This window comes from Mesorhizobium sp. M4A.F.Ca.ET.020.02.1.1, from assembly GCF_004022645.1.
Classification (GTDB): Bacteria; Pseudomonadota; Alphaproteobacteria; order Rhizobiales; family Rhizobiaceae; genus Mesorhizobium.
Genome location: NZ_RZOI01000122.1, coordinates 1 through 11092, shown reverse-complemented (window position 1 = coordinate 11092; position 11092 = coordinate 1). Strand labels below are relative to the sequence as shown.

10 protein-coding genes and 3 pseudogenes are annotated in these 11092 nt (G+C 60.8%); 3 read left to right on the top strand and 10 right to left on the bottom strand.

The genetic code is table 11. From position 1 onward, the window contains the following. Positions 1 to 426, bottom strand: a pseudogene (locus tag EN742_RS10925) (RraA family protein); the annotation flags it as partial. A 158-nt stretch (positions 427 to 584) separates the two neighbouring features. Between EN742_RS10925 and EN742_RS10920 the strand changes: the two are divergent. Next, a complete protein-coding gene (locus tag EN742_RS10920; protein WP_245492292.1) occupies positions 585 to 1532 on the top strand; it encodes a LysR family transcriptional regulator in 948 nt (315 codons plus the stop codon). A gap of 52 nt (positions 1533 to 1584) precedes the next feature. Here EN742_RS10920 and EN742_RS10915 read toward each other — a convergent pair whose 3' ends face one another. Together EN742_RS10915 and EN742_RS39285 are read right to left on the bottom strand one after the other, a co-directional pair. Beyond that, on the bottom strand, positions 1585 to 2622 hold the full coding sequence (locus EN742_RS10915; RefSeq protein WP_127405836.1) for an MBL fold metallo-hydrolase: 1038 nt from the start codon (positions 2620 to 2622) through the stop codon (positions 1585 to 1587). Further along, on the bottom strand, positions 2597 to 3070 hold the full coding sequence (locus tag EN742_RS39285) for a hypothetical protein (RefSeq protein WP_245455422.1): 474 nt from the start codon (positions 3068 to 3070) through the stop codon (positions 2597 to 2599). The genes EN742_RS10915 and EN742_RS39285 overlap by 26 nt, the downstream gene beginning before the upstream one ends. A 4-nt stretch (positions 3071 to 3074) precedes the next feature. Between EN742_RS39285 and EN742_RS39280 the strand changes: the two genes are divergently transcribed. Then, the gene (locus tag EN742_RS39280) at positions 3075 to 3272 is read left to right on the top strand and encodes a MarR family transcriptional regulator (protein WP_245455421.1); all 198 of its coding nucleotides are present in this window, start codon (positions 3075 to 3077) and stop codon (positions 3270 to 3272) included. 789 nt (positions 3273 to 4061) lie between these two features. Here EN742_RS39280 and proX read toward each other — a convergent pair. From proX to EN742_RS10870, 7 genes and pseudogenes are all read right to left on the bottom strand, one after another. After that, positions 4062 to 5096: a glycine betaine/L-proline ABC transporter substrate-binding protein ProX gene (proX, locus tag EN742_RS10900; RefSeq protein WP_128332799.1), complete on the bottom strand. Its 1035-nt coding sequence runs from the start codon at positions 5094 to 5096 to the stop codon at positions 4062 to 4064. Positions 5097 to 5256: 160 nt separating this feature from the next. Continuing rightward, entirely contained in the window at positions 5257 to 6195 is a 939-nt protein-coding gene (locus tag EN742_RS10895) for a proline/glycine betaine ABC transporter permease (protein WP_095781398.1), read from the bottom strand. Beyond that, positions 6188 to 7330 carry a glycine betaine/L-proline ABC transporter ATP-binding protein gene (locus tag EN742_RS10890; RefSeq protein WP_128332798.1) on the bottom strand — a complete coding sequence of 381 codons (1143 nt, stop codon included), beginning with the start codon at positions 7328 to 7330 and terminating at the stop codon, positions 6188 to 6190. The genes EN742_RS10895 and EN742_RS10890 overlap by 8 nt, the downstream gene beginning before the upstream one ends. Before the next feature lie 270 nt (positions 7331 to 7600). Next, positions 7601 to 7915, bottom strand: coding sequence for an NIPSNAP family protein (locus tag EN742_RS10885; RefSeq protein WP_126088176.1), 315 nt, complete (start codon positions 7913 to 7915; stop codon positions 7601 to 7603). Then, positions 7912 to 8721, bottom strand: a complete 810-nt coding sequence (locus EN742_RS10880; RefSeq protein WP_128332797.1) for an alpha/beta fold hydrolase — start codon at positions 8719 to 8721, stop codon at positions 7912 to 7914. The genes EN742_RS10885 and EN742_RS10880 overlap by 4 nt, the downstream gene beginning before the upstream one ends. A gap of 1 nt (position 8722) precedes the next feature. Further along, positions 8723 to 9802, bottom strand: coding sequence for an LLM class flavin-dependent oxidoreductase (locus EN742_RS10875; protein WP_128332796.1), 1080 nt, complete (start codon positions 9800 to 9802; stop codon positions 8723 to 8725). Between the two features lie 41 nt (positions 9803 to 9843). Then, a pseudogene (locus EN742_RS10870) lies at positions 9844 to 10329 on the bottom strand (aldehyde dehydrogenase family protein); the annotation flags it as partial. On the opposite strand from EN742_RS10870, the pseudogene EN742_RS10865 reads away from it, so the two are divergent. Next, a pseudogene (locus tag EN742_RS10865) lies at positions 10328 to 11092 on the top strand (class II aldolase/adducin family protein); the annotation flags it as partial. The pseudogenes EN742_RS10870 and EN742_RS10865 sit on opposite strands and share 2 nt — an antisense overlap.

Genomic DNA, 11092 nt, shown 5'->3' with positions numbered 1-11092 from the left:
GGCTTCCCCCTGCCTCTTTCCCGTCTGGGCCGAAATCCCGCCCATGTTGGAAACGCCGGCGACGCCGTCTATGACGATCACGTCGCCCGGCAGCGCCAGGTTGTGAGCTTCGAACTCCGCCATGCGATTGACGTGGTTTCTCGCCGTCTCGTAGACATGCTCGCGCTGCAGGATGTTGCGCACCGTGAGCGCCGGACCGACAATCGAAGCCGAGGGCAAGGTCGGCTTCAGCGTCGATGCGCCGACGACACCGGTGATGCCAAGCTCATCCATAATATCCGAAATGACGCTCGTGGCGTCGCCGATCCGCTTGAAGCCGTCGATCAATTCCTTCGACGGCCGCGGCGTTCGCATCAATCGGATGCGCTCGGCGCTGATCTTGCCGGTGAGCTTCGGCAATACGTCCGCGAAAGCGAGATCATTCATGACGTGTCCTCTGTTTTGTACGGAGCTTTTACCACCGGCTGCGAGGTTCACGTATTCACTCGCATGTGTTCGGCTGCTCGTTCGAAACAGGATTGCCTGTCCGGTTCGGCGCGTCCAATTTAGATTTAGACACGAGCATCATTTCCCAGGTGAATAACGTGCGCCTCGATCTGAACCTGATCGCAGTCCTTGGAGCCATCATGCTGGAAAGAAATGTAACGCGCGCGGCCTCGAGCCTGGCGATGAGTCAACCTGCGGTCAGCAATGCCCTGCGGCGCGCCCGCAAGCTGACCAAGGACCAGCTCTTTCTCAAGACCGCGTCCGGGGTCGAACCTACTTCACGCATGGTCGCGATGTGGCCTGAACTTCATCGTTCGCTTACGGCAATCCGTGCCTCCTTCGCGCCCGACGACTTCGATCCCGCATCGGGCGCGACCAGTTTCCGGATCGCGATCACAGACAGTCTGGCGATGGAAGCGGTCAGCGCGATCGCACTGAGGTTACAGGCAGCGTCCCCACGCGCCCGCGTTTCTTTCGCCATCCATACCCATGAGGCCTCGCTGGACGCAATCGATCGCGGCACGCTCGACTGCGCGGTAGGCATGTTTGCCTCGCTGCCGAGAGAAGTGCATGTGCAAAGTCTGCGGACGGATCGCTATGTCTGCGTCATGCGCAGCGGGCACGATCTGGCCCAGGGCCTGACCCTGGACCAGTTCACCGCTGCGGCGCATGTTCTGGTGACCCCATCAGGCCTGGGGCTGGGATTGGTGGATGGCTGGCTCAGCCTGACGGGGCGCACAAGGACGATCGCTGCCGTGGTCAATCATTTTTCCGACGCGCTGAGGATCGTCTCGCGCAGTGACCTTCTCACCTGCGTGCCGCTTGGCTTTTTCAGCGGGCCCTGGCGCGCCGTCACTGATGAGCCCCGGTTGGTGGTGCGAGACCTGCCGTTCGAGACGGAGAAACTGCTCTACAAGCTGATCTGGCACGAACGACTGCACACCCACCCCGCCCACCAATGGTTTCGGGCACTGGTAGCAGACGTTTGCGGATCACCCTTGGGTGTCCCGCCGAGTGGAAAAGAAGCCTCCGCTGGGCAGGTGTAGCCTGCCTTGCGAAGCGGAACGACTTACGCGCGACTGTGCTCCCGGCAAACGTCTAGCCGTAGTTCAAGGGCACATAGGTGTAGACATTCTCGGCGTCGTGGCGCACGCGACCCAGGCCGGGAAACGATATGTGCGCGCCGCCGACGATGTAGCCGTTCTTTGCCGCATCCGCGAAAGCCAGCCTGTGCACGTTTTCGGCCTCCGAAGCGTCCCCATCGTACCCGATGGTGACGGAGGGATCTTTGAATTGCACGGCAGCGACATGCACGACGTCGCCCCACAGCACGACCTTCTCGCACCCGCTCTCGACCACGTACATGGTGTGCCCGGGAGTGTGCCCGTAGGCTGCCTGGGCGCGCACGCCGGGCACGAGGTCGGTGTCGCCTTCGAAGACGGCGAGCTTGCCGGCTCGCATATAGGGCGTGATCGATGCGACCGCGGCTTCAAAAAACCGCCTCGCCTCTGCCGGAGCAGCGCGCAGGCTTGCCTCGCTAAGCCAGAAGTCCGTGTCCCGTTTGTCGACACGCACGATTGCATTGGGAAAGACCCGATCGTTGCCGGCCATAAGACCACCGACATGATCCGTGTGCAGATGCGTGAGGTAAAGCTCGTCTACCTGCTCTGGTCGATACCCCGACGCGCGCAGATTGCCCACCAGCTGGCCCGTAGTTGCTCCCAGCAGCGAGCCCGCACCGGCGTCGATCAGGACCAGCTTGGCTCCGGTGTTCACGAGGAAGGAATTGTGCGAGGTCTCCACGACGTCGCCGAGGTAGTCGCGCTTCAAAGCGTCTTCGATCCGCGCCGGGTCGCCTCGCAGCAACTTCGTGGCGGGCAGCATATTGGTGCCGTCGGACAGCGCCGTCACCTCGAAGTCGCCGACCGTCAGGCGATAGAAACCGGGCGCCCGGCTTTTCGCCATGGGCGCATCAGCGAGCACAGGCCCCGCAAAGCTGCAGGCAAGGCAAAGGCAGCCGCCAGCCAAAAAGGCGCGACGGGTGGGATTGACGGCATCGCTATTGCTCGACCCGGGCTGGACAGGGGCGTCGGTGTCGTTGAACAGGCGATCAAGCGTTAGCCGGGGGGCGACCATTTTCCAACCTCTGTCTGCGCTCTGGCGCGGCACTGCGGATGGAAGGAAGCCCTTCCGCAAGTTCCTCGTTGCCGAAGTCTTGCATCCGGGCCGCGATCTCGTGCGCGTACTGTTCCCGGAAATAGCAAGCCCGTCTAATTTCATTGTCAGGGGCGGCCTTATTACTCCCTTGAATAACCCCTGCTGGACACGATGCGCGACATGCTGGAAGGCCGGCGCAGGCTAACAAGGAAGGCCGAACCCTCAAGCAGTGGCCGAAATCGAGCGCCGCCGGCGCCTTGGGCGAGGCCTGGATCGTCGGCAGCGCCACGTTGACGATGAAGAAATCGGCGATCGGCAGGAAGGCACCGGCGAGCAGCACATGCACGCCAAGGTCATGCAGCCCGCCGGCTCGGGCCATCGACCGCGCGGACGAGCGCGCCGTGCAGCTGTCGCAGTCGGAGGTCATGGCGATGCGCCACCTCGTCCTGCACGCCTCGGCCACGCCCAGCCAGATCGCCGGCGCGACCGGCCTGCAGCGCACCAATGTGTCGCCGGTGCTGCGTGATCTGGAAACAAAGGGGCTGATCGAGCGGCATGTCGATCCGCAAGACCGCCGCGGCGTGAGTGTCCACCGCACGCGACGCGGAGCGGAAAACTATGCCTTGTAACAACAATGGTGGGCCCGGAGGGTCGTCGTCTTCTACACAAAATCAATACGTTAGCGGCTGGTTCGCCAACCCATATCCTTCGTATTCTCTCGTATGGTCTGGCGAACCTAACGACCAGGAGGAGGACTAGTATTCCATGCACCCGGTGTCTCTTTCATCCTACAAAAGGGGTCGATGAACCCGTGTTGACCATAAGGGTGCGAGCGCGGCTGTCTTGGGCCAGAAGCGGATTGGCAGCTTCGAGGCTCGCGCTCGGCTGCGAGGTCCTGAAGGGTTTCTCGCGACGCGACCATCAGACGCCTTCAAAGGCGGCGTCGACGGTCTGCGCCGGGAGCAGCACGCGCCACGGTTCGACGAGCACGGCGTGGCCGGGTTCCGCGCCCAGCGCGTAGTGCTTCGATCGTGGGAGCCGTGCCTTCAGGCGCTCCAGGACATCGTCGGTGACGCCGAGCGCGGCGCGTCGTTTCGCGAGCCACCAGCCGGAAATGGAGGCAAGCGACCGGTTGTCCAGCAGTTCGAAACCTTCGCCGACCTGTTCGGGCTGCTCCGCATTCTAGGGCTTGCGGTAGGCTTTGATCACCATGAAGGCGAGACGGTACTCGTCCGAATGCGGTGCAAACCTGTTGAGGCTCCCCAGCTACCTACCTTGGCTCGAAGGGACTCAGTAGCGAAAGCACCGCAGTAATGGCAAAATCGAATTGCCCCGGCGGCTTGCGCCACCGGAGCTTCGTTGCGTCGTCAATCCCCGGCGTCGGGTCGGCCTGGCGCGGCTACTTCAGCGAATTGTGATCAGCTTGCAATTTTGGCACGGTCAACCCAGGCATTGAACTGTTCCTGATGGGTTTCGATCCATTCATGCGCCAGCTTTTTGATGTTGTTGTCGCTGCCGCCCTTTTCGCTGATCGTTTGTTCCCAGGTCGACCAGTCGGCCAACGGGAACGACATCTGCTCTACGAGCTTCTTGACTGCCGGATTGGCCGCAATGAACTCCCGGTTGGCGACCGCGTTCCAGTTCCATGCTGCCATGGCCATGCGGCACGGATCGGCGCCGCCAGCGCACCCGCTGACGCCTGGCACCAAGGCAGAGCCCTTGTTCGGGACCTTTTCTGGCAAGGCATCGAAGGGCGTCGGCAACCAAACGACATCTTTGCCGGGCACCAGAGCCTTGTTCATCCACGAGGGGCTCCAGGCATAGAAGAATACCGGCTCGCCGCGCTTAACACGGGCGACGGCCTCGACCATCAGCGCCTCGTATTTGCCGCGGACCGAATTGACATTGCCCTTGAGTCCGAATTTCTCAAGCTGGAAGTCAACGACATCGCCGCAACTCCAGCCCGGATCGCAATTGATGAGGTCGGCTTTACCGGTCGTGCCGAAAAGAGCTGCGATCTTCGGATCCTTCATCTGGTCGAGCGTGGTAATGTTGTTTGCGTCGGCGGTCTTCTTGTCGATCAGATAGCCATTAATGCCGCCGCCTTGAATTAGGCCGCCGCCGACCACCTCGGCCTGCGCCTCGACCTTCTTATAGCCCGGCTCGCGCTGCGGGAAGTTTATATCGGTCGCGATATCGAGATCGCCCTGGGCTGCCGCCTGGAAGAACAAGGTGGTGTTGAGCGTGCTAAGCTTGACGTCGTAACCGAGTTCCTTCATCGCCGCCATGCCGATCTGGGCAACGACATAATTGGCGCCTAGGCTGTCGGACTGGGCGTACCGCACCGTCTTGCCGCTCCCAGGTAGGTCTTCGGCGAAAGCAGTTTGACCTAGAGAGGCCGCCAGCACCATGCCGGTGACAAAAAGGGAAAAGGTTTTCAGGCTGTGCTTCATCGATGTTCTCCTTCTGGATTTTTCTTTGGACTTCACTGAGTTCGAGGTTCGGCTGTAACGCGGGCGCTGCAAGGGATAGGCAAGTGAATTCCTGGCCGGCGGAACGAGCCGCCGGTGTCTGTTGTCATTCCGGTGGTGGTTGCCGCCGGAGCGATTCCGCTCAATGCGTGCGGTTCGCTGCGGATGTTGCGATGGCCTCCTGCGATCGCTCACCCTTGAAAAGATTGAAAAGGTAGCGCAGCACCGACCTGCGCTTGCGGTCGGTCGGCTGGGCAAGCTGCTGGGTGATCCGATCAAGCATCATGGCGAGCAGGACGATGGCGATGCCACCGACGGCGGCGCGACCGACATCGAGACGTCCGAGACCTTGGAGAACCACGAGGCCAAGGCCTTCCGCGCCGATCATGGCGACGACTACGGACATCACCATCGCAGTCAGCACGGTCTGGTTCAGTCCTCCGAGAATGGTGGGGATAGCCAACGGCAGCTGTATTTCCCACAGAAGCTGCCGCTTATCGGCGCCGAAGGCGAGACCTGCTTCGACCATTTCCTGCTCTACCATGCGAATACCCAGATTGGTGAAGCGGATTAGCGGCGGTGCAGCTGCTGTTACGACCGCCACTTCGCCCGGCACTGTGCCCACGCCGAACAGCATGACGACCGGCACGAGGTAAACGAACGTCGGTGTGGTCTGCATAATGTCGAGCACCGGCCGCACCACGCTCCAGACCTTGTCGTTACGAGCACACCAGATGCCGGTCGGCACGCCGATGGCGGTGCAAAACACGATGGCCGTGGTAATCAGCGAAAGCGTTGTCATGGCCTCGGTCCAGACACCGATGGCTGCGATCACGACAAGTGAGATGGCGCTGAACACCGCGATGCCGATGCTGGCAAGCCGATAGGCGGTCAAGAACACCAGAACGACGAAGATCGGAAACGGAATTTCGTGCAGTATGTAATCGTTGAACGACAACAGGTTTTCGACCGGCCACTTGATTGCAAGAAACAGTGGACGGAGGTGGAGCGCGACCCATTGGACGGCGTCTGCAATCCACTGGTCCACCGGAAAGATGGCTAGATCATCGGCATCAAGCATTGTGGCCTCCCATCGAAGCAGGCGCTGTCGATCTCGCCGCCGAGGCGATCCGTGCAAGGATATGTTCGGGTTCAAGCATGCCGAGGAAGCAGCCGTCCTCGTCAATGACCGCCATTGCCTTGCCGCTCTGATACAAGCCAGCGACATCCACGAGCTTGGTGGTGCCGCCCACCGCGACGAAATCACGCGTCAAAAGGGCATCGACCGGCTTGCCAGCCTTTACCTGTTGCAGGGCCGCAGCGTCGAGACAGCCGACGATGCGGTTCGACGCGTCGATGGCAAAACTCATGGCCTCGGGATGCTCGGCGTCGCCGACGATCCGCGCCGAACCAACGCCTGACACCGTCGAACCGGTGCGCATCACCGACCGTGCGTCAAACAATCGCGACCGGTCGACTTCGCGCGTGAAGGCGGCGACATAATCGCTGCCTGGTTCGAGCACGATCGATTGCGGTGTTCCCTCGCGCACCAATTCGCCTTCGGACATAATGGCGATGCGCGTTCCGAGTTTCAGCGCCTCCTGGAAGTCATGAGTGATGAAGAGGATGGTCTTCTTCAGCGTGTGCTGCAGCCGCAGCAACTCATCCTGCATCTCGGTCCTGATCAGCGGGTCAAGGGCGCTGAAGGCTTCGTCCATTATGAGGACGTCGGCATCGGTCGCCAGCGCCCGCGCCAAGCCGACACGCTGGCGCATGCCGCCGGAGAGTTCATGCGGGCGATGATAGGCCCATTTGGCGAGACCGACGATCGCCAGCACCTCTTCAGCGCGCTTGCGTCGCTGCGCGGCGGAAACGCCACGCAACTTCAGGCCGAATTCGGCATTTTCGATCACCGATTTGTTTGGCAACAAGGCAAAATGCTGGAAGACCATGGAGATGCGCGTGCGCCGCAATTCGCGAAGCGCGTCCTCGCATAGTGGCACGATGTCGATATCGTCGAGCAGGATCTTGCCTGCCGTTGGTTCGTTCAGCCTGTTGATGCAACGCGCCAGCGTCGATTTGCCGGACCCCGAAAGGCCCATGACCATGTAGATCGCGCCTGAGGGAACGGAAAGCGAGACGTTATTCAGACCGACGACGGCGTCGGTCTCCGCAAGGACGCGCGCCTTATCCGCGCCGGTGGCGAGCAGCGTCATGGCTCTGGTGGGTGAAGGGGCGAAAATCTTATACAGATTCTCTACTCTCAATCGCTCTGTCACCAATGGCTCCCATGTTTCAACGATACGGATGTTCCCGACCCGCAATTTCTTGACGAGGATCAATTAAGGGGCATGTCAGCTAGATCGTCTTCCGCGAACACGGAGGATTTTTGCTGCTACACTTCCTCCAAACCGAGGTGCATTTACTGCAGTGCAACTCCACCGTGCGCCGGTTGGCTTCAGGGTTTGCCTTGCGTTTCCCTTCTTCTATTGGAGTGGTGAAAAATCGGTCGGAAGAAGGATACGGTTTTCCGCGCTTTCGATCAGCGCCGTCAGTTTCGGAATGAAGGCCCGCCAGCGCGAATCTTCCGACAACGTGCGCCGGCGCGCGACGCGATCGGCGAAATCGGCATATCGCCACAGATGGACCACCTGGTTCAGCGGCCCGACCTCGGTGACGAAATAGCCGATCAGTCCGCCGAGAATCGGTTCCTGGATTGCCAGCCCCTCCTCGCGCACAAGCTTCAAATATTCGGAGGTTTTGCCCGATCTTATGCGATAGATACGCTCTTCAACGATCATTTCACGGTCTCCGGCACGGTCAAAAAGTCCGCCATCATCGATGCGACGAGATCGGGTGCTTCCGTCAGGATTGAATGCCGCAGCCCCGGAAGGACGCGGAGCTCGGAGCCAGGGATACGCTCGTGCATATATCTTGCCATGCGCGGATTGGAGCCTGCATCCTCCTCGCCGGTTGCAATCAACGTCGGGCAGCGAATCTGGTCGAGAAAACCGCCGAAGTCGGTCTCGGCGAGAACCCGGTAGGCAGAAGCATAACAGTCCGGATCGTTCTGAGAATTTCGCTGCCTAAGCGTTGCGATCAGATCGGGATTCTTCTTCTGGAAATCCTCAGTCAGCCAACGCGACAGGGATGCGTCATAGTGCGATCCCGGTTCGCCGCTGCGAAGAGCGGCGAGGCGGGCGAGAACGCGCTCCCGCTCCTCGGGCGTGCGTCCCGCGACCGTCGAAAGGAGAACCAGGCGCTGAATGCGCGGAAGATGCGTCAGTGCCAACCGCTGTGCGATCAACCCGCCAAGCGAAAAACCGGCCAGATGGAAACGGTCGAAACCGACACTGTCCGCCAACGCAAGTGTTTCGGCAACGAAATCGTCGATCTCGTAGCGGCCTTTGACGCGCGACGAGTTTCCGTGACCCCGAAGGTCGAACGTCAGGATGGTGAACCGATGCTTCAGCCGCTCGACGACTCCGCTCCAGGCTTCAAGGTAGGAACCGACACCGTGGATGAGCACCAGCGGCTCTGGCCCATTGCCGTCAACCCTATAGTTCAGGACCACATCTCCGACCGTATGACGCTGCGTATCAGTCATCCTAATACCCTGCCGCGGCCAGTTGCTGGGTTTCGCGCTCGCGTTGCGCAAAGAAGGGCATGACCTCGTCTGTGAACAGGCTAAGCGTCTTCTTCTGCAGTTCGAAGGGCAGATTGAAGCTGAGGCCGAGACAATATTGATCGACGCCAGCTGCTTCGTAGTCGAGCAGCTTCTCGATCACTTCGTCGGGCGTTCCGAACATCAGGTTCTTGCGGATATTTTCCGGGTTGTAGTTGTCGCGGCCCTTAACGCTTTCGAAGGGCACGGCCTCCGGGAAACCGTTCTTCACGGTGCCAATGTTCTGCATGAGGTTTTCGAAATAGCGACCATAGTTCATGCTGTGCTCGACGGCGAGATGCCAGTCGTCGGCCCTGTCGTAGACACAAGTGCGCCGCTGCATCATGAATTTTGGGCGTTTCACCTCGGGATGATCGGCGACCGCCTTGTTGAACTTGCTGGCGAGCACGCCGATTTCCGCCGCCGGAAGCGAGAGCGGCGTGGAGAGGATGTTGGCGCCGATGCCGATCGCCCAGTCGAAGGTGCCAGGATCGCGGGCGGCGACCCAGATGCGAGGACCCCCCTTCTGCAGCGGCTTCGGCACCGAGGTCGCTCGCGGAAAATTCCAGTACTGGCCCTCATGCGCATAGTCACCGGCCCAAAGCTTCTGGACCGCTGGCACCAGTTCCTTCATGTAGCCGACGCCCTCCTGCTGCTGGACGCCCGGCGCCATTCGGTCGAACTCGTACTGATAGGCGCCGCGGGCGATGCCGAATTCCAGGCGCCCGTTCGTAAGGTGATCGCACAGTGCGGCTTCGCCAGCGAGACGGATTGGATTCCAATAGGCGGCGGCAAGCGTTGCCGTTCCCAGGCGGATACGGCTCGTATGCTGGGATAGCCACGTGAGGATCTGAAACGGATTGGGTGATATCGTGCACTCGATTATGTGGTGCTCCGGCGTCCAGATCGTCTCAAACCCGCCGGCGTCTGCGATTTTGGCAAGTTGCAGCAGATTGTCCATTACGGCCGTCATCGAGGTTTCTGGCGAGAAACGCTCCATGCCCAATGAGACGGCAAATTTCATTTCAATCTCCCTTGGATGGTTTGTCCCAGTGTTTCTGACGGTCAGCGCAGTCGAATGACAAAGGGATCCTGCATGGCGCCGGAATAGTCGATGACGACATTTTTTGCCCTGGAGAACTCGCGCATGACGTCGAAACCGCCACGCCTGCCGTAACCACTTTCCTTGAAGCCGCCATTTGCGGACATGTAGGCTGCTGACCGGTAGGTGTTGATCCAAACGGTACCCGCATCGATCCGGTTGGCGAAGCGCATCGCCCGGTCGATATTCTGGGTCCAGATCCCGGACGCGAGGCCGTAGCGTGTGTCGTTGGCGAGTTCGATCATGTCTTCTTCCGAGGAAAAGGGCATGACACCAACGACCGGTCCGAAAAGCTCATCGCGCATGAAGGACATATCGTTCTTGGCGTCGATCATGACGGTCGGCTCGAAATACCAGCCGCGGGCGAGTTCTTCCGCCTGAGGACGGTTGCCGCCTGACGCGATCCGTGCCCCTTCCTTGACGCCCGAAGCAACGTAGGACTCAACTTTCGTAGACCACACGCATTCGACCGCCGTCCTCGCCATTGTCGACCAGGAAGACAGCAAGGCGCTGGTTGGAAAAGTGTTCGGCGAAAAGATGGGCTACGTGCCCTACATCATGCCGGGCTTCGACCTGGCGAAGGCGGCGGGCGACGTTTTCGATGCCGACCCCAGCGTCGAGGGCCTAATCCTCGACAAGCACGGCATCTTCACCTTCGGCGACGATGCCAGACAGGCCTACGACCGGATGATCCACCATGTGACCGTCGCCGAGGAGTATGTCGCGAAGAACGGCAAGCCGAAGACGGCAAAGGCGGCCCTGCCGGCTCGACTTGCCAAGCCGGCCGACATCGCGCCCGCGCTGCGCGGCGCGGTGGCGGTGGCGCGCGGCGAAGGCCGCTTCGATCGCATGATCAGCGACTTCCGCACCTCCGATGCGATCGTCGATTTCATCAATTCGGCTGACATCGCCGACTATGCCGGGCGCGGTGTCTCGACGCCGGATCTCTCGATCCGCATCAAGACCGGTCCGATGGCGGTGCCGGCGCCGGACGCCGACAAGATCGGCGACTACAAGGCGGTCGTCCGCGGCCATGTCGAGACCTTCGCCAAGGACTATCGCGCCTATTTCGAGACCAATGACGCACTGGACGACGTCAAGCGGACCATGCTCGATCCGATGCCGCGCCTGACCTTGGTGCCAGGCCTCGGCATGTTCGGCCACGGCCGCACGCTGAAGGCGGCCAGGATCGCCTCCGACGTTGGCGAGATG